Source organism: Micromonospora sp. WMMD558 (genome assembly GCF_049315255.1).
GTDB lineage: Bacteria > Actinomycetota > Actinomycetes > Mycobacteriales > Micromonosporaceae > Micromonospora.
This window is the reverse complement of sequence record NZ_CP186061.1, coordinates 5,605,083-5,631,306: the sequence shown is the minus strand read 5'-3', so window position 1 is coordinate 5,631,306 and position 26,224 is coordinate 5,605,083. Positions and strand designations below refer to the sequence as shown.

Sequence of the window (26,224 nt, the reverse complement as noted above, 5' to 3'; positions counted from 1 at the left end):
GGCCAGCCGGCCTGGTGGGGACCATCCGCGATCGACTCGGTGGAAGCAAGCTGGGTGTACTCAGCATCGCGGCCGGAAGTGGCACCGGCCAGTTGCTCCTACTGCTCGCCGCACCGCTGCTGGCAAGACTCTACAGCCCTGCGGACTTCGGCGCCTTCGCCGTGCTCGCCACCCTGGCGGCGATAGTGGGGACAGTCGCCGCCGGGCGATTCGAGCTGGCGATCCCACTGCCGCAACGCGACCGCGATGCGCTCGCCCTGGTGACCCTCGGCCTCGTGACAACCCTGGTCACCGCATTGCTGGGGACTGTCGTCGTCGCCATGGTGCGGGAGGAGGCCGCTGCACTCTTCGGTCAGCCGGCGCTGCGGTCGTGGCTTTGGTTGACCCCGTGGACCGCCGCTGCCATGGGTGCCGTCCTGGTGCTGAACCAGTTCGCGATCCGGCACCGCCGGTACGTGGCGATCGGCCGGCGCAACCTCCTTCAGTCCGGCGCGATGCTGTTGACGCAGATCGGCGCCGGCGTGGCCGGCTTGAAGGCCGGGGGGATGGCGTTGGGGCTTGGGGCCGGTTATCTCGTCGGTGCCCTCAGCCTGGCCCGGGAGACCCGCCGGATCCGCCCTGGCGAGATCGCGGCGCGACGTTCGACGCTCTGGCGGACCGCGGTGCGTCACCGCCGTTTCCCGCTCCTCATGGGACCGTCCGGGCTCCTCAACGTCATCGGGTTGCAGGTACCGATTCTGCTCATCGCCTATCGCTACGGCGCGGAGGTGGCCGGCTGGCTCGGTCTGACACAACGGGTCCTCGCGCTGCCGGCGGCGCTTCTAGGCATGGCAGTAGCCCAGGTGTACCTCGCGGAGCTGTCGCGCACCGCACGTAGCGGTGACGGCCTACGCATCGAACGGCTGTTCCATCGAGCGAGCCGGCAACTGGCCGTCATCGCCGGTGTCGGGCTCGTGGTCGTCACCCTCGGTGCCCCGCCGGTCTTCGTCTGGCTCTTTGGGGCGCAGTGGGCGAACAGCGGGCTGTACGCACAGGCGCTGGCGGTTTACGCCGCGACGCAGCTCGTCGCATCACCGATGTCGCAGACCCTTGTCGTATTCGGTCGGCAGGGCCTGCAACTGGCTTGGGACGCGGGCCGCGTGCTGCTGGTAACGGGAGCGGTTTGCGCGGTGGCCATGTCCGACGGTTCGCCGCTGTTGGCGGTGTGGGCGTTCGGAATTTCGGCGGCGGCCTCGTACGTGGCCGGTTGGCTCCTCTCGCTGTGGACGGTCCGGCGCCACCGGGCTCAGCAAACGTTGTCTGCGATTCAGGTGTCGGAGTTAGCGCCGGCCCGGGCCGAGTGATGCTCTCGCCAGGTCATCGTCGATGTTCCGAATCGCAACGCATGAACGATTGCTTCGTTCAACCTGATGCCGGCTTACCTGCGCTATCGGGTCGATCTAGGTCGTTTCGCCGCATCAATGAATCGAGTTCTCATGGCAACCGACACGACACTTCTCCTCTTCGACATCTCCCCATACCGCCATTCCACCCGGACGCGGAAGATAGCCATGACCGTCGCGTCTGGTCTTCCAGGCATCGTGCGGGCCGTGACGCTGTCCCGAGCCGGGCGCTTCGGCGCGGCAGACGAGACGGGCCGCTCGTGGATCGACGGTGTCGACGTGGAGCATCTGCCGGTGCGTCGGATTGACGACCGGCGTCGACTCGTCGCGTCGGTACGCAATCTTGTCGGTGTTTACCTGCCCGGGGTGTGGCGACTCCGGCGCCGGGTCCTGGCGACGCCGGCCAAAACGGTGTTCGTCGGTCACATCTCCCTGTTCTGGATCGGGCTGGCGCACCGGCGGCGCTGGGGCAGCCACGTCGTCCTGAACGGACGGGAGCGCCCAGGCGGCATCCGCACCAAGGGCTCGCTGGCCACTTGGTTCTCCCGGGTGGAGCCGCAACTGCTCCGGCGGGTCGCACGCCAACGGGGCCTGACGGTGGTGGCAGTCTGCGAGAGCAACGCGGTCGCCTTCCGGAAGTTGGGCTTCGACGACGTGATGGTGGTGCGCAACGTCCCGCTCGCCTCGTTCGCGCCGGAGTTCGTTCCGCCTCCGTCCGGGCCAGAACTCGTCGTGGCCTGCGTGGGAACCCTCTATCCGGGACGCGGGCTCGAGGTGTTGATCGACGCCGTCGCCGACGCACGATCCGCCGGCGCACGGGTGCGGCTCGAGATAACCGGACCGGCGAGCGAGGACTACCGGCAGGCGCTCCGGAGCCGGATCGTCCGGCTCGGTGCGCAGTCCTACGTCTCCCTGGACGGCCCCTGCTCGGCGGCGGACGTGCCGAGCCGATATCAGCGCGCCCACGTGAGCACCGCTCTGTACCAACCGGTCGACCCGGCCAATGACGGACTCTCCAACAAGCTCTTCGAGGCAGTGGTGGCGGGCCGGCCGGTCATCGCAGGGAACCTGCCCGAGAATCGGGCACTGATCGAAAAGTATCGGGTCGGTTGGGCCGTCCCGGTAGAGCCAGCTCCGCTCAGCGAGCTCCTCGCCCGGCTGGCGGAGGACCTCACTGAGCTACGGGCGCTGGCGCGGCACTGCTTCGTGACCGGCCGGGCGGAGTTCGTCTGGGAGGCCGAGACCGCGCTTCTTCAGAAGCGGTTACTGGAGAACTTCCGCGGCGGAGCGGGCCAATCGGGGGCCACGGCAGAGAAGGGCCGAGGCCGCTGAGCCTCCGGGCGGCAGCTCAGCATCCTCGCGATGTTTAGGTAACTTTGTCTCTTTTGTCTCGTTAGGGCCTGGGTGAGAGTACGCCAACTCAACGGATCGGGGGCCCTCGGGTGACTCTGCTACCTGCTGGAAGTCGGGTGTTGATTACCGGTGGCACCGGTTCCTTCGGACAGACGATGGTGCGCCGCCTCCTCGCCCACGAGGTCGGCGAGGTCCGGATCCTCAGTCGCGACGAGGCCAAACAGGACCTCATGCGACACGTCATCGGGGACGACCGGGTGCGCTACCACGTCGGTGACGTCCGGGACCTCGACTCCGTGTCGCGGGCGAGCCGCGGCGTGGACTACGTGTTCCACGCCGCGGCGCTGAAGCAGGTCCCGTCGTGCGAGTTCTTCCCGATCGAGGCGATGCGGACCAACATCGTCGGCAGCGCCAACGTGATCGAGTCCGCCGAACGCCACGGGGCCAGCTCGGTCGTGCTGCTCAGCACCGACAAGGCGGTCTACCCGGTCAACGCGATGGGCATGACGAAGGCCCTGATGGAGAAGGTCGCCCAGGCGCACGCCCGGAACAACCCGCACAGCGCCACCACCGTCTCCTGCGTCCGGTACGGCAACGTCATGTACTCGCGCGGATCGGTCATCCCGCTCTTCATCGAACAGATCAAGGCGGGGCGGGCGCCCACCGTGACCGACCCGGGGATGACCCGCTTCCTGATGTCCCTGGACGAGTCGGTGGACCTGGTGGAGCACGCTTTCCAGAATGCCCGCCCGGGCGACATCTTTATCCGCAAGGCCGCCGCCTGCACGATCGGCGATTTGGCCGAGGCGGTCTGCCAGCTCTTCGACGTGCCGGCCAAGCTGGACGTCATCGGCGTCCGGCACGGCGAGAAGCCGGACGAGACGCTGGCCAGCCGCGAGGAGCTGATGCAGGCCGAGGATTTCGGCGACTTCCTTCGCGTGCCGCTGGACGCCCGCGACCTCAACTACGCGCTGTACGTCTCCGAGGGCGAGCTCGGGAGGGGACCAATTGAGGACTTCAACTCGGCGAACGCGCCGCGGTTGGGCGTACCGGAGATCGTCGAGCTGCTGAAGACGCTGCCCGAGGTCCGCGCGGAGTTGGCCCTGCGGGATCCGGTGCTGGCGTGTTGAGGCTCGCCGTCACCGGCGCCGGGGGCTTCCTCGGCTGGCACGTGCGGGTACTGCTGCGGGCCCTTGGCTGGCCGGAGCCGGCCGTCGTCACCCGCGCCGACCTCGCCGATCCACAGGCGGTCGCGGCAAAGGTGTCCGGCGTCGACCGCGTGCTGCACCTGGCCGGGATCAACCGCGGCGACCCGGCGGAGGTCAGGGGCGGCAACCTCCGGCTCGCCACGCAGCTCGCGGCCGGGTTGCGCGCCGCCGAGGTCCCGCCGGGGTCCGTCGTGTACGCGAACTCGGTGCAGGCCGGCAACGGCACGCCGTACGGCGAGGCGAAGGCGGCCGCCGCGCGGATCCTCGCGGACACCGGCCTGCCTGTCGATGACGTGCTGCTGCCCAACCTGTACGGCGAACACGGCCGCCCGCACTACAACTCCGCAGTCGCCACGTTCTGCCGCCTGCTGGCCGAGGGCGGACAGCCGAAGGTGCACGGTGACCGGGAACTCGGTCTGGTGCACGTGACCGACGCCGCGGCCCGGCTCGCCGGCGTGCCGGCCGCCGGCTCCTGGGATCCGACGATGCCGCCCCTGCGTACGAATGTCCACGACCTCGCCGACCGGCTGGCCGGGATGGCCGCGACCTACCGGACCGGCGAGATTCCCACCCTGGCGGACCGGCACGACGTGCGCCTCTTCAACACCTACCGGTCGCACTGTTTCCCGGAGCGGTACCCACTCGTCCCGCCGCGTCGCGCCGATGCGCGCGGCGAACTGGTCGAGACGGTGAAGGTGCACGGGGGAGCGGGGCAGACGTTCTGTTCGACGACGCATCCGGGCGTGACCCGCGGCGACCACTTCCACCTCGCCAAGGTGGAGCGGTTCGTGGTGCTGCGCGGAACGGCGGAGATCAGCCTGCGCCGGGTCTGCGACACCGAGGTGATCCGGTTCCCGGTATCGGGCGACGAGCCGGTACTCGTGGACATGCCCACCATGTGGGTGCACAAGCTGGTCAACACCGGCGACGACGAACTGGTCACCCTGTTCTGGACCAACGAACTGTTCGACCCGGGGCGCCCCGACACCTGGCCGGAACCGGTGGAGGCGACGATCCCGAAGCCCGTGGCGGTCGTCGCGTGAAGGTCGGCCTGGTCAGCCAGTGGTACCCGCCGGAGGGTGTGTTCATCCCCGGCAACCTGGCCCAGCAACTGGCCGCCCGCGGTCACGACGTCCGGGTGCTCACCACCTTCCCGAGCTATCCGCACGGGCGGATCTACCCGGGCTGGCGGCAGCGCTGGCGGCATGTCGAGGCGCAGGGACCCGTCGCGGTGCGGCGGGTTCCCGCGTACCCGAGCCACGACACCTCGGCGCTACGCCGGGCGGCCAGCCACGTCTCCTTCGGCGCCAGCAGCGCGCTCGCCGGGCCGAGGTGGTTGGGCGGCGTCGACGTCACCTACGTCTACCACCCGCCGCCGACCGCGATCGCCGCTGCTGCGCTGGTCCGGGCCGCCCGGCGGACGCCGATCGTCCTGCACGTGCAGGACATGTGGCCGGAGTCCGTACTGCAGTCCGGGATGGCCCCGACGGGCCTGGCCGGTCGGGCGGTGGCGAGTGGCCTGGACGCTCTCATGCGGACGACGTACCGGCTGGCGTCCGCCGTCGTGGTGATCTCACCCGCGATGGCGGACCTGGTGGTGGAGCGGGGCGCCGATCCGGACCGCGTACGCGTGGTGTGGAACTGGACCGACGACGTCCTGTTCCGGCCCGTGCCGGCCACCGACGCGGCCCGGGCGGCGCTCGGCCACCGGGGTCGGTGCACGGTGATGTTCGCCGGGAACCTCGGCCTGCTGCAGGGCGTGGACACGGCGATCCGCGCGGCGGCCGCCGTCCGGGACCAGGTGGACCTGGTCCTGGTCGGCTCGGGCGCCGGCGAGGACGAGGCGCGCCGGCTCGCCGCCGAGCTGGGCGCCGACAACGTCCGGTTCGTCGGCCGCCGCGCCCCCGAGGAGATGGCCGACCTGTACGCGGCGGCCGACTGGCAGCTGGTCTGCCTGCGGGACCTGCCGGCGTTGCGTGGCACCGTCCCGTCGAAGTTGCAGGCGGCGCTGGCGTGCGGCGCCCCGGTGATCGCCTCGCTCGGTGGGGACGCGGCCGCCCTGGTCGACTCGACCGGGTCCGGCCTCGTCTGCCCGCCGGAGGACTGGGCGGCGCTCGCGGGTCGTTTCCTGTTGGCGACCGACACACCGGCGGCCGACCGCGCCGCCATGGGGCAGCGGGCCCGACGGGCCTACCAGGAGCGGATGTGCCTGCGGGTCGGTGTCGACCAGTTCGAGGACATCTTCACCAAGGTGGCAGCGCAGAGAGGACGGTCATGACCCGCGTGATGACGGTGGTGGGCACCCGGCCGGAGATCATCCGACTCTCCCGGGTGATCGCCCGGCTGGACGAGGCGGTGGACCACGTGCTGGTCCACACGGGACAGAACTGGGACAGTTCGCTGTCCGACATCTTCTTCAAGGAACTGCGGATCCGGGAGCCGGACCGCTTCCTCCGCGTCGACACGTCGTCGCTCGGCCGGGTGCTCGGTGGCGTGCTGGTCGGCATGGAGGGTGCCATCGCCGAGCTGCGGCCGGACGCCCTGCTCGTCCTCGGTGACACGAACAGCTGCATCGGGGCGCTGATGGCCCGCCGGATGCGGGTGCCGGTCTACCACATGGAGGCCGGTAACCGCTGCTTCGACCTCAACGTGCCGGAGGAGACGAACCGCCGGCTGGTCGACCACGTCGCGGACTTCAACCTCGTCTACACCGAGCACGCGCGGCGCAACCTGCTCGCCGAGGGGCTGCACCCGCGCCGGATCCTGCACACCGGCTCGCCCATGCGTGAGGTGCTGGAACACTACCGGGCGGACATCGCCGCCTCGACGATCCTGCGCCAGCTGGATCTCACGCCGGGCCGGTACTTCCTGGTCAGCGCGCACCGCGAGGAGAACGTGGACCGCCCGGACCGGCTCGCGCGGCTGCTGGACTGCCTGCGGGCGGTCCGCGACCGCTGGGGGTACCCGGTGCTGGTCTCCACGCATCCGCGGACCCGCAAGCGGCTGGAGGCGCTGGCGCCGGACGCGACGGTGCTGGACGGGATCGCCTTCCACGAGCCGTTCGGCCTGTTCGACTACGTGCACCTGCAGACGAAGGCGTACTGCACGCTCTCCGACAGCGGCACGATCAGCGAGGAGGCGGCGATCCTCGGCTTCGCCGCGGTGACGCTGCGCGAGTCGATCGAACGTCCGGAGGCGCTGGACGCCGGCGGCATCATCATGACCGGCCTGGACCCGGAGGGCGTCGTGGAGGCGGTCCGGGTGACCGTCGACCAGGTCGGCATCCACGGGGTGCCCTGTCCGGTCGACTACCGGGTCCCGGACACCTCCCGCCGGGTCGTCGACTTCATCCTGTCGACCGTCCGCCGGCACCACGACTGGGCGGGCATCCGCCGCTGATCCGGTCGCTCCCCCCACGACCGTCCCCGCTGGCGGCGGCGAACGGCGGCCAGGGGCAGAAATGCGGAGCGGGCCGGCGACCTTCGGGTCGCCGGCCCGCTCCGTCTTGCCGGCGGTCAGCGCGAGAGCGGCACCTGCATCGTCCGGCCGGCGGGCCGGACCGGCGGGTGGCAGAGTTGGGCGAGCTGTGCCACCACCTTCTCCGGGTCGTCGTACGGGTCGAGCCCGCTCACCTCCAGCGGGTCCAGCGCCGGCACCGCGACGTGCGAGATCAGCGGGTGCAGCGGACGGGTGTCGACCTCGCCGGTGCCGAACAGGTCCTCGTGCAGCTTCTCGCCGGGGCGGAGTCCGGTGTAGACGATCGGCACGGTGCTGGCGGCCTGTTCGGCCATCTGACGGGCCAGGTCGGCGATCCGCACCGGCTCACCCATGTCGAGCACCAGCGCCTCGCCGTCCCGGCCGATCTCGGCGGCCTGCAGCACCAGGTGCACCGCCTCCTGCACGGTCATCAGGTAGCGGGTCACCTCCGGGTGCGTGACGGTGAGCGGACGGCCGGCCTCGATCTGCTTCTGGAAGGCGGTGACCACCGAGCCGCGGCTGCTCAGCACGTTGCCGAAGCGGACGCTGAGGAAGGTGCCGGGGAAGCGGGACGCGGCGTGGGCGGTGAGCCGTTCGGTGATCCGCTTGGAGTAGCCGAGGACGCTGATCGGGTCGGCGGCCTTGTCGGTCGAGATGTTCACGAACTTGGCGACGTCCCGGCACGCGTCCAGCACGCTGAGCGTGCCCCACACGTTCGTCATGACCGCCTCGCCCGGGTGCCGCTGCAGGAGGGTGAGGTGCTTCAGGGCCGCGGCGTGGAAGATGACGTCCGGCCGCCGCTCCCGCACGATCCGCCGGATGCGCTCGTCGTCGCGGAGGTCGGCGAGGATCAGCTCCGGCCCGTCCAGCAGGGCCCGCCCGTTCAGCGACATCTGCAGGGCGTGCAGGGCCGACTCGTCGCGGTCGAGCATCATCAACTCGCCCGGGTCGGCCGTCATGACCTGCCGGCACAGCTCCGACCCGATCGAGCCGCCGGCGCCGGTGACCAGGACCCGCAGGCCGGCCAGGCTGTTGTCGGTCAGCGGCAGGTCGCCGACCACCTGGCGACGCCCGAGCAGGTCGCTGATCTGGACGTCGCGGACGTCGGTCACGGTGATCCGGTGGTCGACCAGGTCCCGGACCGGCGGCAGCACCTTGAACGCGGCGCCGGTCTGGAGGGTGGCCTCACGGATCTGCCGGATCAGCGCGGCGTCGGCGTTGGCGACGGAGAAGATCACGGTGGTGGCGCCGGTGCGCCGGACCGCCTCGGCGATGTCCTCCCGGCCGCCGAGCACGCGGACGCCGCCGATGCGCAGGTTGCGCTTGTCGGGGTCGTCGTCGAGCGCGCCGACCGGCAGGTACCGGCCGCGCGGGTCGCCCAGCATCGCCCGCAGCAGCCCCTGACCGGCGTCACCGAGCCCGAACAGCAGCACGGGTGTCGAGGAGCGGACGTCGGGCCGCATCGCCAGGTCGTGACGGTGCCGGTACGCGAACCGCGCGGAGAGCATGAACAGCAGGGCGAGCGCACCGCCCACCACGGGGGTGCTGGCCGGGACCGGCCGGTCGGGCGACGGCAGCAGACCGATCAGCAGGACGGCGGCGGTCGCGGTGGCCGTGCCGGCGAGTCCCTGCACGTCCTGGAGGCTGCCGAGCGGGTGGCGTCCCGAGTGGAGCCGGCGTACCGCGGCGACCGCCACGTACATCAGCGCGGCGATGCCGCCGACGGTGGCCGCCCGGCTGAGTTGACCGGGAGGTAGGTGGAACTCGTACCGGGTCCAGACGGCGGTGACGAAGCCGCCCACCCAGGCGGCGGTGTCGGTGGCGAGGAAACCCAGGGCGCGGCGGCGCGCCCGGCCCCGGCGGGACCTCTGGGCGGCACGTTCGTCGCTTCCGGTGTCCTGCGGCATGTCTTGCTCCCGTCTCCGACCGCTTCCACCCGAGGGGCAGAAGGACTTTTGTACTTTTTATCCTTGTTGCAGCCTATAAGTAATTGTTTGGGCGATTTGCCGCGAACGCGGTCCATTCAGCCATGGGCTGCTGCCGGGGAGGTGCCGGGATCAGCGCGCGGGAACCCCCTTGACCACGACGCCCTCCGGCACGTCCCGCACCACGCAGGCGCCGGCTCCGACGGTGCTGTCCCGTCCCACCTGGAGGCCTTGGAGCACGGCCGCCGTGGTGCCCACCAGAACGCCCTCCGCCAGCCGGCAGTCCCCGGAGACGGCGGCGAGCGGGTTGACCGACACGAAGTCGGCGAGCACGCTGTCGTGCCCCACGGTGGCGTTCTGGTTGAGGTGCACGTGCCGCCCCAGGGCGACGTTGGTGGTGACCCGGGCCCCCGGGAAGGCGACGAACCCCGGTCCGTACCGGGTGTCCGGGCCCACGGTGGCGTCCGGGTGGACGAGGCTCGCGGCCGGCGTCGCGTACGCGTCGACCCGCGCCGCCACCGCGCGGCGCACCCGCGGGTCGCCGATCCCGATGACGTGGTGGGTGTCCGGTGGCGCGTCGCGCAGCCAGGCCAGCCCACCCAGGTACGGCACGTCCAGGCGCTGGACGCGCTTCAGGTTCTCCTCGGCGGGCCGGTCGTCGAGGAATCCGGCCAGGTGCCAGCGGGGTCCGCCGGCGGCGACCACCGCCCGTGCGATGGTCAGCACCTCCCGACCGTGGCCGCCGCAGCCCACGATCACCAGTGGTGTCACGCGGGCGACACTCCCGTCCGGACGGTCAGGAACTCGTCGATCGCGCCGAGCACGGCGCCGATCTGGCGCTCGGTGAGGGCGCTGCCGCTGGGCAGCGTCAGCCCCTCGGCGAACAGGTCGTCGGCGGCGCCGGTGAGCAGGCTCTCCGATCCCGCGTACGCGGGCTGCCGGTGCATCGGCTTCCACACCGGACGCGTCTCGATGTCCCGGGCGGCGAGATGCGCGGCCAGGTCGGCGGCGCGCCAGCCGGACTGGTCGGGCCGGGCCCGGATGACGGTGAGCCAGCAGTTCGACGCGGCGTCGTCCGCGCCGACGAGTTCGACGCCCGGCACCGGGGCGAAGAGTTTCGCGTACCGGTCGCGCAACTGCCGGCGGCGGCCGATCATCCCGTCCAGCCGCACGAGCTGAGCCCGGCCCAGTGCCGCCAGCAGGTTGCTGAGCCGGTAGTTGTACCCGGTCTCGCGGTGCTCGTAGTGCGCCGCGGGTTCGCGGGCCTGGGTCGCCAGGTGCCGGGCCCGGGTCAGCAGCGACAGGTCGTCGGAGACGAGCATCCCGCCGCCGGACGTGGTCATGATCTTGTTGCCGTTGAACGACAGCGCGCCGACGCGACCGAAGGATCCCGCCGCCCGGCCGCGGTGCGTGGCTCCGAGGGCCTCGGCCGCGTCCTCCACCACGGGCACCCCGGCGTCCTCACAGGCCGGCAGGAGCGACGTGTAGTCCACGCACGCGCCGAACATGTCGACCGGGACGACCGCGGCGATCCGCTCGCCCCGGGCGCGCAGCCGCTGCAGCAGATCCGCGAGGAGCGGGACGTCGACGTTGCCGGTACGCGGGTCACAGTCGACGAAGACCGGCCGGGCGCCGGTGTACCGGACCGCGTTCGCGGTCGCCACGAATGTCAGCGTGGGGACGACCACCACGGCTCCGGGCTCGACGCCGACCCCGAGCAGGGCCAGGTGCAGCGCCGCCGTGCCGGAACTGACCGCCACCGCTCCGCGGGTGCCCACCCGGTCGGCGACGTCGCGTTCGAAGGCCTCCAGGTCGGGACCGACGGGGGCGACCCAGCCCGAGCGCAGGGCGGCGATGAGGTACGACTCCTCCAGCGGCCCGACGTCGGGCGGGGAGAGGTACACCGTGCGCGTCATCGGCGTCCGCCCTGCCGTACCGTCACCGCCGGTCCGCGCGGCACCGACGACGACGTGGCCGCCTCGGCGTACCGCGGCGCCGGACCGGCCGGGGTGCCGAGGAACTCCGGTGCGGTGGCGACGCCGGCCGCCGAGATCCCCTCGCGCCGCAGCACGGTACGGACCGTCGCGACCAGGATCGACAGGTCGAGCCGGAGGCTGTGGGTCTCGACGTACTCCACGTCGAGGTCGAACTTCTCCTCCCAGCTCAGGCCGTTGCGGCCGCGGACCTGGGCGAGGCCCGTGACGCCGGGCCGTACCTCGTGCCGGCGAGCCTGGTGGGAGGAGTAGCGGGACAGGTATTCCGGCAGCAGCGGGCGGGGGCCGACGAGGCTCATGTCGCCCCGCAGCACGTTCCAGAGCGTGGGCAACTCGTCCAGGCTGGTGGACCGTAGCCAGCGCCCCAGGGGGGTGAGCCGCTCCGCGTCCGCCACCAGTCCGCGTCGCGGGTCGAGTGGACGCATTGTCCGGAACTTGACCAGCTCGAACGGCTCGCCGTGACGGCCGGCGCGGCACTGGCGGAACAGCACCGGGCGGCCCAGCCCCGCGGCGACGAGCAGCGCGACGACCGCCATCACCGGTGCGAGCAGCACCAGCAGGAAGGCCGCCGCGGCGACGTCGAGGGCCCGCTTGCCCCGATCCGGTCGGACCGATCGTGGCGGGCGTTCAGGCGTCACCAGACCAGGAACCGGCACCGTTGCTACCTCCCGCTGAATCGGTCAGTCGTCACAAAAGGGTTGTATCAGGCACAGACGTGAGAGAGACCCCAAACAGGCACACTCATCCCGTCGGAACAACCGCCGAGGTACGAGTGAGGACACGGGTACGACCACGAGCGGGCAGGTCAGTAGAGTCCGGACACGCTCAGGCGAGAGGAGAGACGTGCTGCACCTGAGGGTGATCGCGCCGCCGGACCGATCCGAGGCGGTGGCGGACCTGCTCGCCACGGAACCCGGCGTGACCCATCTGGCGGTGCTCGCGGGCGCGGCCCGCCAACCGTGCGGTGACCTGATCCTGTGCGACGTCGTGCGCGAGAGCGCCGACGGCGTGCTGCGCACGTTGCAGGAGTTCGGCGTCGAGGCGCAGGGCGGGATCTCCGCCGCCGACGTCGAGCTGACGATCTCCACCGCCGCGGAGCGGGCCGCCCGGGAGGCGCCGGGCAGCGGGGCGGACGCCGTCGTCTGGGACGAGATCGCCGCCAAGACGGGGGAGCAGACGGAGCTCTCCGCCACCTACCTCGTGCTGATCACCGTCGCCACGATGATCGCCGGCATCGGCGTCCTTCTCGACCAGCCGATCCTCATCGTGGGCGCGATGGTCGTCGGCCCCGAGTTCGGTCCGCTCGCCGCGCTCTGCGTCGCGCTGCTGCGCCGCAAGGGGCGGGTCGTCGTGCGGTCCGTGCAGGCCCTCGTCGTGGGGTTCCTGGCGGCGATGGCCGTCACGGTGGTCAGCACCTGGGCGTTGACCGCGGCCGACCTGGTGAGCCGCGAGATGCTCCTCGCCGAGCGCCCGCTGACCGACTTCATCTGGCGGCCCGACGCGCTCTCCTGGGTGGTGGGCCTGCTCGCCGGCGTGGCCGGCATGCTCTCGCTCACCTCGAAGAAGTCCGGCAGCCTGGTCGGGGTGCTGATCTCGGTGACCACCGTGCCGGCCGCCGCGAACGTCGCGGTCGCCACGGCGTACGGGGTGTGGCACGAGGCGGCCGGCTCCGCGCTCCAGCTGCTGATCAACCTGTGCGCGATCGTGCTCGCCGGCCTGTTCACGTTGGCGGTGCAGCAGACCTGGTGGCACCTGGCGCGGCGTCGTCGAGTCGCCGGCTGAGCAGCACCCGGAGCGGCACGGACTCCCCGTCGCGCCCACCCACACCGATCACCAGGGGTGCCGGGCCGGGCTGCGGGTCCGCCCCGAACAGCCGGGCACGCAGGCCGCCCGGCACGGTCAGCAGGTGGAACCGGCCGTCGACGTCGACCGCCCGCGTGCGCGCCCGGTCCACGTACCAGCCGCGCAGCCGCGTCCGGTAACGGCCGCGACCGTCGTACGACCGCGCCGTCAGGCGCTCGGCCGGCAGCCCGCGCCGCCGGGCCTCGGCGACGAACCAGGCGACCAACTCCGCCGCCTCCGCGGCCTCGGCCGCCCGCCGGCGCTCGTCGGCCGCCGCGTGCGCCGCCACCGCCCGCTGCCGCCGCTCCCGCCAGTCCAGGCCGTCCTCCGCACCCACGCCCCGACGGTACGCCCCGACGCCGTGCCCCGGCGACTGTCCAGCTCCACGGCAGGGCCACGGCCAAGGTCGACATGGACGCCAGGGTCACGCCCCTTCAGCCGTTGGCTCGGCGCGCGGGTGACCGCCGGCCTGCGCGGCTGCCGCGATCGTGCTTGACGACGGGCTGCCCCAAGATGCGCCACTCGTGCTTGAGGACCAGGTCGTGGAAGACGAGGAACACGACCGGCCGAAGGATGCGCCGATGCCCGGTGCGGACGATGAGGACCGGTTGCCCCGGCGGGTCCGTGACGCGCAGGACGACGGTCGCCTGCAAGGCCCGTGACGCGGTTCGGTTGGTACCCACGTGCCACCGTGCCGCGTTCGCGTCTCTGGGTCACGTGGGAGCCCTTCGCGCTGGCACCGTGTCAACTGGCCACGTGTCGCGCGGGACGGGTACACTGTAGATCGCCCTTGAGGGGGCACTACTTTATCTGGAACTTGCACTTCTCTACTGCGTTGCCGATTGACGGCGGTGGAGATCCGGTCAGCACAGGTGATGGAAAGGCTAGATCCGCTCCACCCTGAGATCTTGCTCAATCGGCGCAGGAACTCGGCTTCATCAGTCATACGGACTGATCGAGCTGAGCCCTGCGTGCCCTGCTCGATCAGAGTTAGGGGCAGAAATCGTGGGGCTCTCGATCATTGAGCCTGTTCTAGCCGCGGGGCCTTGGGCGCTGGTACTTCTCGCCATCGTCTACGCCGTGCCGAGGCTAATCGTCGCCGTAGTTGCGCTGTTCAAGATCCCGCCGGAGCGCCTGCCGGCCGTGCTCAAGGCACTCGGGGAGTTGTTCCGCCTCGGGTCCTGGTTCCGGCGTGCTCCATGAGCAGTCGACGGACATTTCGGTAGTCCGGTGTAGTAACAGAGGGTCACCCCGGCTTAATCTCCGTCCCCGTTGGACGACAAAGGGCGGGATCATACCTCACGGGTCCGACAGAACCGACACCCCAAGATGTTGGGGTCCACAGTCGTCAGCGGCACGAGTGGTAGGCCGCGACACGCCGAAAGGCATTCATGTATGGGCAACTTGCGTGCGGCCTCACGACCACTTACCGTTACTCCCCGAGAACGAGTGAGACCCCCGGCTCCAGACGGGCCGAAGGTCGACTCATCCGTTCACGCGGGGGTCTCAGTGCAACTTTGGCGGGCTGCGCTGTGACACTACAACGGAACGCGCCGGTCTGCTATGTCAGATCGGTAACTACGTGACGCGTGGCGGGTGGAGATCTCGGGATCGCCGTGCGCGCTGCCGGTGTCGGCAGGCGCCTCCCGAAGGAGTGCACTCCCGTGCAGTTCGAGATCCACAACGCCAACGGCGGCCAGTACTACTGGAAGATCGTCGCAAGCAACGGCCGCACCTTGGCCACGTCGGAGACCTACTGGAACAAGAGCGACGCGCGGAGCGCCGCCCAGTCGGTCAAGACATACGCGGCCTCGGCCCCGATCGTCGACAAGACGGGGGCCAGTTCGTACGGCCGCTGGTGAGTTGATCGAGCCGCCCCCCGGTGTGGGTCTCCCTCGCGCCGGGGGCGCTCTGCGTTCTGGTCGTCAGTCCTCATCTATCGGGCTGGGGCGATTCTTGGCGATCCAGGCCCGGACGGCCTTGCCATCCCAGACGCGGCCCATCTTCAAGGTGGCGATGGGGTCGGGGAATCCCTTGCGGCCCACGATGATCGTGGCGCGCTGCTTGCTGATCCCGCCGAGCAAATCGCGGATCTCATCCAGCCCAAGCAACTCCACACTCCTGACGGTATGGCCCCAGGGGGGTGCACCAGGCCATACCGGGTTAGGCAACGCATCTGGGGGTTGCCCTCATGCAACCCACCGTGATGCGATGGGCCGATGACGGATCACGGACCTGTTCTGCCTGTATGGACGTGCGCAGGGTGTGGATCACCCTGGCCCTGTCCCACACGCCGCCGTGAGCTACTGGCCGAGTACGACCGCGCTCCGGTATCCCTCTCGATCTACATGGCCTCGCATCTGGTGTCCGCCACGCAGGACATGGGCTGGACTTCCGCTGGCGCGCTCCACCACCGGTTCCTCGGGTGGCTGCCATGAGCGTGATCAAGCCCGGTGACGAGAAGTTTCACTACTCCGACAACTCGCACAAGTGGATACCGCCGGACCCCGACTTCCCTCAGGAGGTGTGGGACGAGATGGTCCGGCAGCACAAGGAGCAGCACCTCCGGCCACCGAAGCGACCCCGCATCGCGCGCCGTTCGATCTGACCACGACCCCCGATGCCCGTGGTGGGTGCCGGGGGTCGCAGGGACCCGATCCGTCCGCGACGTCAGCTCCACAGCGGCGAGAGATGCCTCCGCGTATCGGTCACGCCAGACCGGCCCGGCGCAGCGCGTCGGCCATCGCGCTGTTGGCCGGCGGCGGCGTCGCGCTGCCCCGACCCTGCCGCGGCTGTCCGCCACGGCCACCCTGGCCACCCTGGCCGCCGCGCCCGCCGGACCCGCCCTGGGCACCGCGCCCGCCGGACCCGCCCTGGCCGCGTCCGGCGCTCCGGTCTCCGCGCGGGCCGCCCTGCTCGCCCCGCGGGCCGCCGCGCTCGCGGCGACCGCCGTCCGCGCCGCGGCCGGCCTCGGCGTCGTCGTCGAGGCGCAGGGTCAGCGAGATGCGCTTGCGGGGTACGTCGACGTCGAGCACCTTCACCTTGACGACGTCGCCGGACTTGACCACCTCGTGCGGGTCCTTGACGAAGGTGCGGGACATCGCCGACACGTGCACCAGGCCGTCCTGGTGCACCCCGACGTCAACGAACGCGCCGAACGCCGCCACGTTGGTGACCACGCCCTCCAGGACCATGCCCGGCGTCAGGTCGGCGATCGTCTCGATGCCCTCGACGAAGGAGGCGGTGCGGAACTCCGGCCGGGGGTCGCGGCCCGGCTTCTCCAGCTCGCCGAGGATGTCGGTGACGGTCGGCAGGCCGAACGTGTCGTCGACGAAGTCGGTGGCCCGCAGCCCCCGCAGGATGGCGCTCTTCCCGATGATCGACCGCAGGTCCTGCCCGGTGGCGGTGAGGATCCGCCGCACCACCGGGTACGCCTCCGGGTGCACGCTGGACGAGTCCAGCGGATCGTCGCCCCCGGGGATGCGCAGGAAGCCCGCGCACTGCTCGAACGCCTTCGGTCCGAGTCGGGCGACCTTCTTCAGGTCGGCCCGGGTGCGGAACGGCCCGTTGGCGTCCCGGTGCAGCACGATGTTCTCCGCCAGGCCGGCGCCGATACCGGAGACCCGGGTCAGCAGCGGCGCGGAGGCGGTGTTCACGTCGACGCCGACGGCGTTGACGCAGTCCTCGACGACCGCGTCGAGCGACCGCGACAGCTTCACCTCGGACAGATCGTGCTGGTACTGCCCGACGCCGATCGACCGTGGGTCGATCTTGACCAGCTCGGCGAGCGGGTCCTGGAGGCGGCGGGCGATGGAGACCGCGCCGCGCAGGGACACGTCCAGCCCCGGCAGCTCCTGGGCGGCGTACGCGGACGCCGAGTAGACCGACGCGCCGGCCTCGGAGACGACGATCTTCGTGAGGTTGAGCTGCGGGTGACGTTTGATCACGTCACCGGCGAGCTTGTCGGTCTCCCGGCTCGCGGTGCCGTTGCCGATCGCCACGAGTTCCACCCGGTGCGCGGCGGCCAGCCTCGCCAGGGTCTCGACGGAGGCGTCCCACTGCCGGCGCGGCTCGTGCGGGTAGATGGTGTCGGTGGCGACCACCTTCCCGGTGGCGTCGACGACGGCGACCTTCACGCCGGTCCGCAGGCCCGGGTCCAGACCCATGGTCGGGCGGGCCCCGGCCGGCGCCGCCAGCAGCAGGTCGCGCAGGTTGGTGGCGAAGACGCGGACGGCCTCCTCCTCGGCGGCCTGCCACAGCCGCATCCGCAGGTCCGCGCCGAGGTGGATGAGGATCCGCGTACGCCAGGCCCAACGTACCGTGTCGGCCAGCCACCGGTCGGCCGGGCGCCCCTGGTCGCTGACCCCGAAACGACCGGCGACGGCCGCCTCGTACCGGGTCGGGCCGGTGGCCACCGCGTCGGAGTCACCCTCCGGCTCCGGATCCATCGTCAGGTCCAGCACGCCCTCCTTCTCGCCCCGGAACATGGCGAGGATGCGGTGCGAGGGCAGCTTCGGGTACGGCTCGGCGAAGTCGAAGTAGTCGGCGAACTTGGCACCGGCGGTCTCCTGGCCCTCGCGTACCCGGGACACGAGCCGGCCCCGCGACCACATCTGCTCCCGCAGCGTGCCGATGAGGTCGGCGTCCTCGGCGAACCGCTCGATCAGGATGGCGCGCGCGCCGTCCAGCGCGGCGGCGGCGTCGGCCACCCCCTTCTCCGCGTCGACGAACCCGGCGGCCGTCTCCCGCGGATCCCGCGTCGGGTCGCCGAGCAGCGCGTCGGCGAGCGGCTCCAGGCCGGCCTCGCGGGCGACCTGCGCGCGGGTCCGCCGCTTCGGCTTGTACGGCAGATAGATGTCCTCCAGCCGGGACTTCGAGTCCGCCGCCATGATCTGTGCTTCCAGAGCCTCGTCGAGCTTGCCCTGGCTGCGGATCGACTCCAGCACGGCGGCCCGCCGCTCGTCGAGCTCGCGCAGGTACCGCAGCCGCTCCTCCAGGGTGCGCAGCTGCGTGTCGTCGAGCAGGCCGGTGGCCTCCTTGCGGTAGCGGGCGATGAACGGCACGGTCGCGCCGCCGTCGAGCAGCTCCACGGCCGCGCGTACCTGGCGCTCGGCGACGCCGAGTTCCTCGGCGATCCGCTGATGAACAGTGAGGGTCACGATCTCGATCCGCCTTCGGGAGTGGTTTCCGCCGTGCATTCTGCCGCGCTAGCGTGGCGATCATGGAACCACCTGCGGAACCCCGGGCGCGGCGCCTCTTCGGCGGCAGCGCGCGAGCGCTGGGCGACCTGGCGGCCAGCCCGTTCCGGGCCGACCGGGACCGCATCGTCGGCTCGCCCTTCTTCGCCCGCCTCAACGGGGTGACCCAGGTCGTCAGCCCCGGCGGCTCCGGCCTGCTGGTGCACAACCGGCTCACCCACAGCCTCAAGGTGGCGCAGGTGGCCCGGGCGATCGCCGAACGGCTCACCGCCGACGACCGGTACCGGGACCTGCTGGAGAAGCTCGGTGGCTGCGACGCGGACGTGGTGGAGGCCGCCGCGCTCGCCCACGACCTCGGGCACCCGCCCTTCGGGCACCTCGGGGAGCGGGTGCTGGACCGGCTGGCCCGCCAGCGGCTCGGGCTCGCCGACGGGTTCGAGGGCAACGCGCAGTCGTACCGGATCGTCACCTCCACCGAGATCCGCGGCGCCGCGACGACCGGGCTGGACCTGACGGCGGCGGTCCGGGCGGCGATGCTCAAGTACCCGTGGACCCGCCTGGACCACCCGGATCCGCACCCGCGGCTGCTGGAGCCGGCGCCGCGTGGTGCCGCGGCGCCGCCGGACGACCCGGGCAGCGGGTCGACGAAGTTCGGGGCGTACCGCACCGAGGTCGACGACCTGCGCCAGGCGCGGGAGCCGTTCGCCGGGCGGATCGCGGACTGGCAGCAGACCGTCGAGGCGTCGGTGATGGACACGGCCGACGACATCGCGTACGCGATCCACGACGTGGAGGACTTCTACCGGGTGGGGGTGCTCCAGCAGGGCGCGGTCGCCGCCGAGCTGACCGCGTGGCAGCGGGAGGGCGGGAGCCTGCGGGCGATCACCGAACCGGCCCTGGCCACCGCCGCCCGCCGGCCCGGCTCGGCGATCGAGCGGCTGCGCCGCCACCTGCACCGCAAGGACGCCTGGATCACCGACGACGACGCGTTCGCCGCCGCCGTCGAGCACGTCCGCGAGGAACTGGTGGACGGGCTGCTGGCGGTGCCGTTCGACGGGTCGATCGAAGCCGAGCAGTACGTGGCCCGCTTCTCCGCCCGCTGGACGACGCGCCTGGTCGACGCCATCCGGGTGGTGGAGGCGCCGTCGGTGCGGTCCGGGCACGTGCTGCTCGCCCCGGCACAGTGGCACGAGGTGCAGGTGCTCAAGTTCGTGCACCACCGGTTCGTGCTGGCCCGGCCCGACCTGGCACTGCACCAGCGCGGCCAGGCACGGCTGCTCGCCACCCTGGTCGAGGCGCTGCTCGACTGGCTGCTCGACCCGGAGGAGGAGTCACGGCTGCCGCGCCGCCTGCACGACTTGGTCGAGCTGGCCGAGGCGGAGCTGCACCCACGGACGGCGGACCGGCTCGCCAAGGCGCGCGGCCGGGCGATCATCGACTTCGTCGCGCAGCTCACCGACGGCCAGGCGGTGGCGATGCTGGACTCGCTCTCCGGCCGCTCCGGCGCCCTCTGGACCGACGCCTTCGTCCTGTGAGGTGCAAGGAAGGGCCCCTTCTTAACGCCTCCGGTAGAGGAAGGGCCCCTTCTTAACGCCTGCGGTAGCGGAAGGGCCCCCTGTTAACACCCCGCGTCAGGCGACCGCCTGCCACCAACCGTCGACCGGCGGCGGGTCGTCGACGACCACGCGCTCGCCCGGCCGGGGCACCGCCAGCCGTACGTCCCGGGCCTTCGTCTCGGCCCAGAGCCGGTCCACCGGCTCCGACCAGTCGTGCAGCGCCAGGTTGAACGTCGCCCAGTGCACCGGGATCAGCAGCCCGCCCCGCAGGTCCAGGTGGGCGGTGACCGCCTCCTCCGGGAACATGTGGATGCTCGGCCAGGCACGGTCGTACGCGCCGATCTGCATCAGCGTCACGTCGAACGGCCCGTACGCTGCTCCGATCGCCGCGTACCCGTCGAAGTAGCCGGAGTCGCCGGTGTAGAAGAGGCTGCGGTGCGCGCCGGCGACCACCCACGAACTCCAGAGCGTGCCGTCGCGGCGCAGCCCCCGACCGGAGAAGTGCTGGGCGGGGGCGGCGGTCAGGGTCAGGCTCCCGATCCGGTGGCTGTCCGACCAGTCCAGTTCGACGACGCGGTCGGCCGGCACACCCCACCGGTCGAGGTGGGCGCCGACGCCGAGCGGCACCACGAACGGCGCGTCCTGACGTGCGGTCAGCTCGCGCACGGTGGCGAGGTCGAGGTGGTCGTAGTGGTCGTGGGAGATCAGGATCGCGTCGAGCGGGGGCAGTTCGTCGAGGCGCACCGGGGGCTGGTGCAGCCGCCGTGGCCCGACCAGGGTGGACGGGGAGCAGCGGTCGCTCCACACCGGATCGAGCAGCACCCGCCGCCCCTCGATCTCGATCAGGGCGGACGCGTGGCCGTACCAGACGACGTTGAGCTCCCGGGTGGTGTCACCGGCGGGCGGGTCGGCGGGCCGCAGCAGCGGCACGGCTGCCGTCGGGTGGCGCTTCTGCTTGCCGAAGATCAGCTCCCGGACCAGGTTGCGGTCCGGGGCGCCGGCCATCGAGCGGCTGCTCGCCGGGTTGCGGAAGGCGCCCTCACGGTATTGGGGTGAGCGCACCGCCCGTTCGGCCCGGGCGCCGGTCAGCCGGCCGCCGAGCGCCATCGGGATGTCCCGCGCGACCCAGGCGAGGCCGGCCAGAGCGGCAAGCCCGACCGCTCCGCTCACCCGCCGCCCGAGCGACCGGTCCCGAACCCCGTGCTGTGCTGGTGCCGCCATCGCCGTCCCTCCGCCGTGTTCCGACGTACACGGTAGCCCGGGGTGTTAAGAGGGGACCCCTGCTCTACCTCAGGCGTTAAGAAGGGGCCCTTCCTTACCCCGCGGCATCAGGGCAGGTGGCGGGTGAGGGCGCGGGTTATCCGCCCCAGGTCGGGAAGCCAGCCGCCGCGGAGGCGCTCGCTTCCCGGGGCGGGGGTGAACACCACGCCGTCGTGCGGTTCCACCGGCCGGTCGGTCAGCGCCGCCACCCGCATCAGGGGCCCGACCAGGGCGTCGTAAACGCCGGGCAGCACGGTGAAGCCGAAGCGCATGACGGTGTTGGCCCGGCCCACCGACACCTCCCGCCGGGGGCGGTCGGCGCAGTCGACCATGGCCCGGGCGACCCGTTCCGGAGTGGTGACCGGCAGCGGCGGGCGTCCGAGTCGGCCCAGGTAGTTGGCCGCCCGCTGGTAGACCGGGGTGTCCACGCTGCCCGGGGTGACGATGCAGACGTGCACGCCCGGCGTCTCCCGGGTCTCCTGCTGGAGGACCCGGGCGAGTCCCTGCAGGCCCCACTTGCTCGCCACGTAGCCGCTCAGGTAGGGAGCGGTGATGTGACCGAGCACCGATCCGGTGAGGATCAGCGTCCCGCCGCCGGCCTCCCGGAAGTGCCGCAGCGCCACCCGGGCCACCGTGGCCGCGGCGATCAGGTCGGTGCGGATCGTCTGCTCGAAGACACGTTCCGGCGTCTCCTCGAAGCGCCCGTACGACATCACCGCCGCCGTGTGCGCCCACACGTCGATCCCGCCGAACTCGGCGACGGCCGCCTCGGCGAGCGCCGCCGGGGCGTCCGGCTCGGCGACGTCGGTCGCCACCGTCAGCGCCCGGGCGCCGGCGGCGGCGCACTCGGCGCGTACCTCCTCGAGGGCCTGCGCGGAGCGGGCCCCGAGGACCAGACGGTCCCCGCGGCCGGCGAACTCGCGGGCGGCCGCGCGGCCGATTCCGCTGGTCGCGCCCGTGACGACCACCGTACGGCTCACGGCGCGAGCACGACCTTGACGCAGCCGTCCTCCTTCTTCTGGAACATCTCGTACGCGCGCGGCGCGTCCGCCAGCGGCAGCCGGTGGGTCCGCAGGTCCTCGACGCCGAGCGGGTCGTCGTCGCCGGAGAGCAGCGGGATGATCTCGTCGGTCCACCGGCGGACGTGGCACTGCCCCATCCGCAGTTGGACGCCCCGGTCGAACATCTCCATCAGCGGCAGCGGGTCGACCTCACCGCCGTACACCCCGGAGATCGAGACGGTGCCGCCGCGCCGGACGGCCTTCAGCGCGGCCTTGAGCACGACCAGCCGGTCCACGCCGAACTTGTCGATCATCGGTTGGGCCAGCTTGTCCGGCAGCAGGCCGGCGGCGGTCTGGGCGATCCTGCCCAGCGGTGCGCCGTGCGCCTCCATGCCCACCGCGTCGATCACCGCGTCCGGCCCGCGCCCGTCGACGATGTCGATCAGCGCCCCCGGCACGTCGTCGAGTTCGCTGACGTCGAGCACCTCGACGCCGTGCCGGCGGGCCATTTCGAGGCGCTCGGGTACCAGGTCGAGGCCGATCACCCGACCCGCGCCGAGGTGCCGGCCGATCCGGGCGCAGAACTGGCCCACCGGGCCGAGCCCGAAGACCGCGAGGGTCCCGCCGGGCGGGGTGTCCGCGTACTTCACGGCCTGCCAGGCGGTGGGGAGGATGTCGGAGAGGTAGAGCCACCGCTCGTCGGGGCCGCTCTCCGGGACCTTGACCGGGCCGAACTGGGCGTGCGGCACGCGCAGGTACTCCGCCTGCCCGCCGGGCACGGAGCCGTAGAGCGTGGTGTAGCCGAACAGCGCCGCGCCCTTGCCCTCGGCCGTCACCTGGGTGGTCTCGCACTGCGCGTAGAGCTGGCGTTCGCACATCCAGCAGGAGCCGCAGGAGATGTTGAACGGCACCACCACCCGGTCTCCGGGCTGGAGCCGGGTCACACCGGGGCCGACCTCCTCGACGACGCCCATCGGCTCGTGACCGAGGACGTCGCCCGGCTTCAGGTACGGCCCGAGCACCTCGTAGAGGTGCAGGTCCGAGCCGCAGATCGCGGTCGAGGTGATCCGGACGATCGCGTCGGTCGGCTCCTCGATCCGGGGGTCGGGCACCTCCTCGACCCGTACGTCGCGTTTGCCCTGCCAGGTCAGTGCCTTCATGTCCGGATGTCCCCTCTCGGCGTCCTCCGAGAGGTGCTACCCGTGCAGCGTCCCTTGAACCGGCCGCGGCCACACCCGACCGCTCTCCGCGCAGATACCGCGAAAGAGTGGCCGCCCGACCTCGGGCAGCCACTCTTTCGCGGTACGGAGGGGGACGCCGCCGGCGGCGTTCGCCTCAGGAGCCGGGGGTGTTGTCGCCCCGCTTGGCGGTTGCCGCGAGGTAGTCGCGGTTCAGCCGGCCGATGGTGTTCAGCGGGATGCCCTTCGGGCAGACCACGGTGCATTCACCGGCGTTGGTGCAGCCGCCGAAGCCGGCCTCGTCGTGCGCGTCCACCATGCCGATCACCCGCGTGTAGCGCTCCGGCTGGCCCTGCGGCAGCAGCGAGAGCTGGGTGACCTTGGCGGCGGTGAAGAGCATGCCGGAGCCGTTCGGACAGGCCGCCACGCAGGCGCCGCAGCCGATGCAGGCGGCCGACTCGAAGGCGGCGTCCGCGTTGGCCTTGGCGACCGGGACCGAGTGCGCCTCCGGGGCGCTGCCGGTCGGGGCGGTGATGAAGCCACCCGCCGCGATGATCTTGTCGAACGCGTTGCGGTCGACCACCAGGTCCTTGATGACCGGGAAGGCCCGGGCCCGCCACGGTTCGATGTCGATCGTGTCGCCGTCCTTGAACTGCCGCATGTGCAGCTGGCAGGCGGTGGTGCCGCGCTGCGGGCCGTGCGCGTTGCCGTTGATCATCAGGCCGCACATGCCGCAGATGCCCTCGCGGCAGTCGTGGTCGAACGCCACCGGCTCCTCGCCGGCGAGGATCAGCCGCTCGTTGAGCACGTCGAGCATCTCCAGGAACGACATGTCCGGGGACACGTCGTCGACCTGGTAGGTCACCATCCGACCCTTGTCCTCAGGGCCCTTCTGGCGCCAGATGCGCAGGGTCAGGTTCACTTGTAGCTCCGCTGCGTGGGGTGGACGTATTCGAACTTCAGGTCTTCCTTGTGCAGTACGGGCTGCTCGGCGCCGTACTCCCAGGCCGCCACGTACGCGAACCGCTCGTCGTCGCGCTGGGCCTCGCCGTCGGGGGTCTGGTGCTCGGCCCGGAAGTGACCGCCGCAGGACTCCTCGCGGTGCAGGGCGTCGATGCACATCAGCTCGGCCAGCTCGAAGAAGTCGGCCACCCGGCCGGCCTTCTCCAGCGACTGGTTGAGCCCGTCGGCGTCACCGATGATCCGCACCCGCTGCCAGAACTGCTCGCGCAGCGCCCGGATCTCGTCGATCGCCTTGCGCAGGCCGGCCTCGGAGCGCTCCATGCCGCAGTGTTCCCACATGATCTGGCCCAGCTCGCGGTGGAACGAGTCGACCGTGCGGTCGCCGTTCACCGCCAGCAGCCGCTGGATGCGGTCCTCGACGTCGCGCCGCGCCTCGACCGCCGCCGGGTGGCTCGCCTCGACCTTCTCGAACGGCCCCGCCGCCAGGTAGTTGGCGATGGTGTTCGGGAGGACGAAGTAGCCGTCGGCGAGGCCCTGCATGAGCGCGGACGCGCCGAGCCGGTTCGCGCCGTGGTCGGAGAAGTTCGCCTCGCCGATCACGAACAGGCCGGGGATGCTCGACTGGAGGTCGTAGTCGACCCACAGGCCGCCCATCGTGTAGTGCACGGCGGGGTAGATCCGCATCGGGACCTCGTACGGGTCCTCGCCGGTGATCCGCTCGTACATCTCGAAGAGGTTGCCGTACTTCGCCTCGATCGCCTTGCGGCCGAGCCGCGCGATCGCGTCCGCGAAGTCCAGGTACACGCCGAGGCCGCCCGGGCCGACGCCGCGGCCCTCGTCGCAGACGTTCTTCGCGGCTCGGGAGGCGATGTCCCGGGGCACCAGGTTGCCGAAGGAGGGGTAGATCCGCTCCAGGTAGTAGTCCCGCTCGTCCTCCGGGATCTCCCGAGGGTCGCGGTTGTCGCCCTTGGCCTTCGGCACCCACACCCGGCCGTCGTTGCGCAGCGACTCGCTCATCAGGGTCAGCTTCGACTGGTGGTCGCCGGAGACCGGGATGCAGGTCGGGTGGATCTGCGTGTAGCAGGGGTTGGCGAAGTAGGCGCCCTTGCGGTGCGCCCGCCAGGTGGCCGTGACGTTGCAGCCCTTGGCGTTGGTGGAGAGGTAGAAGACGTTGCCGTACCCGCCGGAGGCGAGCACGACCGCGTCGGCGAACTCCGTGGTGATCTCGCCGGTGACCAGGTCCCGCACGACGATGCCCCGGGCCCGGCCGTCGACGATGATCAGCTCCAGCATCTCGTGCCGGGCGTTCATCTCCACGTTGCCGAGGCCGATCTGCCGCTCCAGCGCCTGGTACGCGCCGAGCAGCAGCTGCTGGCCCGTCTGGCCCCGGGCGTAGAAGGTGCGCTGCACCTGGGCGCCGCCGAAGGAGCGGGTGTCGAGCAGGCCGCCGTACTCGCGGGCGAACGGGACGCCCTGGGCGACGCACTGGTCGATGATGTTGACCGAGACCTCGGCCAGCCGGTGCACGTTCGACTCGCGGGAGCGGAAGTCGCCGCCCTTGACGGTGTCGTAGAAGAGCCGGTGCACCGAGTCGCCGTCGTTGCGGTAGTTCTTGGCGGCGTTGATGCCGCCCTGTGCGGCGATCGAGTGCGCGCGGCGCGGGCTGTCCTGGTAGCAGTACGACCTGACCCGGTAGCCCTGCTCGGCCAGGGTGGCCGCGGCCGAGCCGCCGGCCAGGCCGGTGCCGACCACGATCACCGTCATCTTCCGGCGGTTGGCCGGGTTGACCAGCTTCGCCTCGAAGCGGCGGCGTTCCCAGCGGGTCTCGATCGGGCCCTCGGGAGCCTTGGCGTCGGCGATCGGGTCGCCCTGGGTGTAGAGATCCAT

24 protein-coding genes are annotated in these 26,224 nt (G+C 71.5%); 12 read left to right on the top strand and 12 right to left on the bottom strand.

The genetic code is table 11. The features are described 5' to 3' along the window. Positions 1–14 precede the first annotated feature (14 nt). The 6 genes from ACN26Y_RS26835 to wecB all read left to right on the top strand — a co-directional run bounded on the left by ACN26Y_RS26835 (position 15) and on the right by wecB (position 7,342). Positions 15–1,343 carry a lipopolysaccharide biosynthesis protein gene (locus tag ACN26Y_RS26835; RefSeq protein WP_196255700.1) on the top strand — a complete coding sequence of 443 codons (1,329 nt, stop codon included), beginning with the start codon at positions 15–17 and terminating at the stop codon, positions 1,341–1,343. Between the two features lie 132 nt (positions 1,344–1,475). Further along, positions 1,476–2,714: a glycosyltransferase gene (locus ACN26Y_RS26830; protein WP_155332935.1), complete on the top strand. Its 1,239-nt coding sequence runs from the start codon at positions 1,476–1,478 to the stop codon at positions 2,712–2,714. A 110-nt stretch (positions 2,715–2,824) separates the two neighbouring features. Continuing rightward, complete coding sequence (locus ACN26Y_RS26825) at positions 2,825–3,865, top strand: polysaccharide biosynthesis protein (protein WP_422733720.1); 1,041 nt, start codon at positions 2,825–2,827, stop codon at positions 3,863–3,865. Beyond that, on the top strand, positions 3,859–4,986 hold the full coding sequence (locus tag ACN26Y_RS26820) for an NAD-dependent epimerase/dehydratase family protein (RefSeq protein ID WP_422733719.1): 1,128 nt from the start codon (positions 3,859–3,861) through the stop codon (positions 4,984–4,986). The genes ACN26Y_RS26825 and ACN26Y_RS26820 overlap by 7 nt, the downstream gene beginning before the upstream one ends. Continuing rightward, the gene (locus tag ACN26Y_RS26815; RefSeq protein ID WP_155332932.1) at positions 4,983–6,221 is read left to right on the top strand and encodes a glycosyltransferase family 4 protein; all 1,239 of its coding nucleotides are present in this window, start codon (positions 4,983–4,985) and stop codon (positions 6,219–6,221) included. The genes ACN26Y_RS26820 and ACN26Y_RS26815 overlap by 4 nt, the downstream gene beginning before the upstream one ends. Next, the gene (wecB, locus tag ACN26Y_RS26810; protein ID WP_155332931.1) at positions 6,218–7,342 is read left to right on the top strand and encodes a non-hydrolyzing UDP-N-acetylglucosamine 2-epimerase; all 1,125 of its coding nucleotides are present in this window, start codon (positions 6,218–6,220) and stop codon (positions 7,340–7,342) included. Before ACN26Y_RS26815 ends, wecB begins: the two co-directional genes overlap by 4 nt. Before the next feature lie 116 nt (positions 7,343–7,458). Here wecB and ACN26Y_RS26805 read toward each other — a convergent pair whose 3' ends face one another. The 4 genes from ACN26Y_RS26805 to ACN26Y_RS26790 all read right to left on the bottom strand — a co-directional run bounded on the left by ACN26Y_RS26805 (position 7,459) and on the right by ACN26Y_RS26790 (position 11,977). Further along, a complete protein-coding gene (locus ACN26Y_RS26805) occupies positions 7,459–9,327 on the bottom strand; it encodes a nucleoside-diphosphate sugar epimerase/dehydratase (RefSeq protein ID WP_155332930.1) in 1,869 nt (622 codons plus the stop codon). Between the two features lie 150 nt (positions 9,328–9,477). Further along, the gene (locus ACN26Y_RS26800; protein WP_230688781.1) at positions 9,478–10,116 is read right to left on the bottom strand and encodes a NeuD/PglB/VioB family sugar acetyltransferase; all 639 of its coding nucleotides are present in this window, start codon (positions 10,114–10,116) and stop codon (positions 9,478–9,480) included. Beyond that, positions 10,113–11,261 (bottom strand): aminotransferase class I/II-fold pyridoxal phosphate-dependent enzyme, encoded by a 1,149-nt coding sequence (locus ACN26Y_RS26795; RefSeq protein WP_155332929.1) that lies wholly within the window; start codon positions 11,259–11,261, stop codon positions 10,113–10,115. The genes ACN26Y_RS26800 and ACN26Y_RS26795 overlap by 4 nt, the downstream gene beginning before the upstream one ends. Then, a complete protein-coding gene (locus tag ACN26Y_RS26790) occupies positions 11,258–11,977 on the bottom strand; it encodes a sugar transferase (protein WP_422733718.1) in 720 nt (239 codons plus the stop codon). The genes ACN26Y_RS26795 and ACN26Y_RS26790 overlap by 4 nt, the downstream gene beginning before the upstream one ends. 205 nt (positions 11,978–12,182) lie before the next feature. Between ACN26Y_RS26790 and ACN26Y_RS26785 the strand changes: the two genes are divergently transcribed. Then, on the top strand, positions 12,183–13,121 hold the full coding sequence (locus ACN26Y_RS26785) for a DUF389 domain-containing protein (protein WP_155332927.1): 939 nt from the start codon (positions 12,183–12,185) through the stop codon (positions 13,119–13,121). On the opposite strand, the gene ACN26Y_RS26780 is transcribed toward ACN26Y_RS26785, so the two are convergent. Then, positions 13,060–13,518: a hypothetical protein gene (locus ACN26Y_RS26780; protein ID WP_422733717.1), complete on the bottom strand. Its 459-nt coding sequence runs from the start codon at positions 13,516–13,518 to the stop codon at positions 13,060–13,062. The genes ACN26Y_RS26785 and ACN26Y_RS26780 overlap by 62 nt on opposite strands. Positions 13,519–13,705: 187 nt before the next feature. Here ACN26Y_RS26780 and ACN26Y_RS26775 point away from each other — a divergent pair, with 187 nt between their 5' ends. The 3 genes from ACN26Y_RS26775 to ACN26Y_RS26765 all read left to right on the top strand — a co-directional run bounded on the left by ACN26Y_RS26775 (position 13,706) and on the right by ACN26Y_RS26765 (position 15,043). Next, on the top strand, positions 13,706–13,843 hold the full coding sequence (locus tag ACN26Y_RS26775; protein WP_155332925.1) for a hypothetical protein: 138 nt from the start codon (positions 13,706–13,708) through the stop codon (positions 13,841–13,843). A 343-nt stretch (positions 13,844–14,186) separates the two neighbouring features. Beyond that, complete coding sequence (locus tag ACN26Y_RS26770) at positions 14,187–14,384, top strand: hypothetical protein (RefSeq protein ID WP_155332924.1); 198 nt, start codon at positions 14,187–14,189, stop codon at positions 14,382–14,384. Between the two features lie 461 nt (positions 14,385–14,845). Next, complete coding sequence (locus ACN26Y_RS26765) at positions 14,846–15,043, top strand: YegP family protein (protein ID WP_155332923.1); 198 nt, start codon at positions 14,846–14,848, stop codon at positions 15,041–15,043. A 63-nt stretch (positions 15,044–15,106) separates the two neighbouring features. Here ACN26Y_RS26765 and ACN26Y_RS26760 read toward each other — a convergent pair whose 3' ends face one another. Beyond that, positions 15,107–15,298 carry a hypothetical protein gene (locus ACN26Y_RS26760; protein WP_155332922.1) on the bottom strand — a complete coding sequence of 64 codons (192 nt, stop codon included), beginning with the start codon at positions 15,296–15,298 and terminating at the stop codon, positions 15,107–15,109. Positions 15,299–15,615: 317 nt separating this feature from the next. Here ACN26Y_RS26760 and ACN26Y_RS26755 point away from each other — a divergent pair, with 317 nt between their 5' ends. Next, positions 15,616–15,789, top strand: a complete 174-nt coding sequence (locus ACN26Y_RS26755) for a hypothetical protein (RefSeq protein WP_196255947.1) — start codon at positions 15,616–15,618, stop codon at positions 15,787–15,789. Between the two features lie 100 nt (positions 15,790–15,889). Here ACN26Y_RS26755 and ACN26Y_RS26750 read toward each other — a convergent pair whose 3' ends face one another. Next, on the bottom strand, positions 15,890–18,340 hold the full coding sequence (locus ACN26Y_RS26750; protein ID WP_422733715.1) for a Tex family protein: 2,451 nt from the start codon (positions 18,338–18,340) through the stop codon (positions 15,890–15,892). Positions 18,341–18,402: 62 nt separating this feature from the next. On the opposite strand from ACN26Y_RS26750, the gene ACN26Y_RS26745 reads away from it, so the two are divergent. Then, positions 18,403–19,914: a deoxyguanosinetriphosphate triphosphohydrolase family protein gene (locus tag ACN26Y_RS26745; protein WP_155332920.1), complete on the top strand. Its 1,512-nt coding sequence runs from the start codon at positions 18,403–18,405 to the stop codon at positions 19,912–19,914. Positions 19,915–20,010: 96 nt separating this feature from the next. Here the strand turns inward: ACN26Y_RS26745 and ACN26Y_RS26740 are convergent, their stop codons facing one another. The 5 genes from ACN26Y_RS26740 to ACN26Y_RS26720 form a co-directional block, all read right to left on the bottom strand. Continuing rightward, positions 20,011–21,156 (bottom strand): MBL fold metallo-hydrolase, encoded by a 1,146-nt coding sequence (locus ACN26Y_RS26740; protein WP_155332919.1) that lies wholly within the window; start codon positions 21,154–21,156, stop codon positions 20,011–20,013. A gap of 107 nt (positions 21,157–21,263) precedes the next feature. Next, positions 21,264–22,175 carry an SDR family NAD(P)-dependent oxidoreductase gene (locus ACN26Y_RS26735; RefSeq protein ID WP_422733713.1) on the bottom strand — a complete coding sequence of 304 codons (912 nt, stop codon included), beginning with the start codon at positions 22,173–22,175 and terminating at the stop codon, positions 21,264–21,266. Continuing rightward, positions 22,172–23,356: a zinc-dependent alcohol dehydrogenase gene (locus ACN26Y_RS26730; protein WP_422733712.1), complete on the bottom strand. Its 1,185-nt coding sequence runs from the start codon at positions 23,354–23,356 to the stop codon at positions 22,172–22,174. Before ACN26Y_RS26730 ends, ACN26Y_RS26735 begins: the two co-directional genes overlap by 4 nt. A gap of 175 nt (positions 23,357–23,531) precedes the next feature. Further along, positions 23,532–24,296, bottom strand: coding sequence for a succinate dehydrogenase/fumarate reductase iron-sulfur subunit (locus ACN26Y_RS26725; protein WP_155332916.1), 765 nt, complete (start codon positions 24,294–24,296; stop codon positions 23,532–23,534). Further along, positions 24,293–26,224 carry a fumarate reductase/succinate dehydrogenase flavoprotein subunit gene (locus ACN26Y_RS26720; RefSeq protein ID WP_155332915.1) on the bottom strand — a complete coding sequence of 644 codons (1,932 nt, stop codon included), beginning with the start codon at positions 26,222–26,224 and terminating at the stop codon, positions 24,293–24,295. Before ACN26Y_RS26720 ends, ACN26Y_RS26725 begins: the two co-directional genes overlap by 4 nt.

Coding starts and splice junctions, on each gene's coding strand:
- ACN26Y_RS26740 (WP_155332919.1), bottom strand. CDS start 21,156: ATGGCGGCACCAGCACAGCACGGGGTTCGGGACCGGTCGCTCGGGCGG.
- ACN26Y_RS26755 (WP_196255947.1), top strand. CDS start 15,616: ATGAGCGTGATCAAGCCCGGTGACGAGAAGTTTCACTACTCCGACAAC.
- ACN26Y_RS26830 (WP_155332935.1), top strand. CDS start 1,476: ATGGCAACCGACACGACACTTCTCCTCTTCGACATCTCCCCATACCGC.
- ACN26Y_RS26730 (WP_422733712.1), bottom strand. CDS start 23,356: ATGAAGGCACTGACCTGGCAGGGCAAACGCGACGTACGGGTCGAGGAG.
- ACN26Y_RS26720 (WP_155332915.1), bottom strand. CDS start 26,224: ATGGATCTCTACACCCAGGGCGACCCGATCGCCGACGCCAAGGCTCCC.
- wecB (WP_155332931.1), top strand. CDS start 6,218: ATGACCCGCGTGATGACGGTGGTGGGCACCCGGCCGGAGATCATCCGA.
- ACN26Y_RS26745 (WP_155332920.1), top strand. CDS start 18,403: ATGGAACCACCTGCGGAACCCCGGGCGCGGCGCCTCTTCGGCGGCAGC.
- ACN26Y_RS26795 (WP_155332929.1), bottom strand. CDS start 11,261: ATGACGCGCACGGTGTACCTCTCCCCGCCCGACGTCGGGCCGCTGGAG.
- ACN26Y_RS26805 (WP_155332930.1), bottom strand. CDS start 9,327: ATGCCGCAGGACACCGGAAGCGACGAACGTGCCGCCCAGAGGTCCCGC.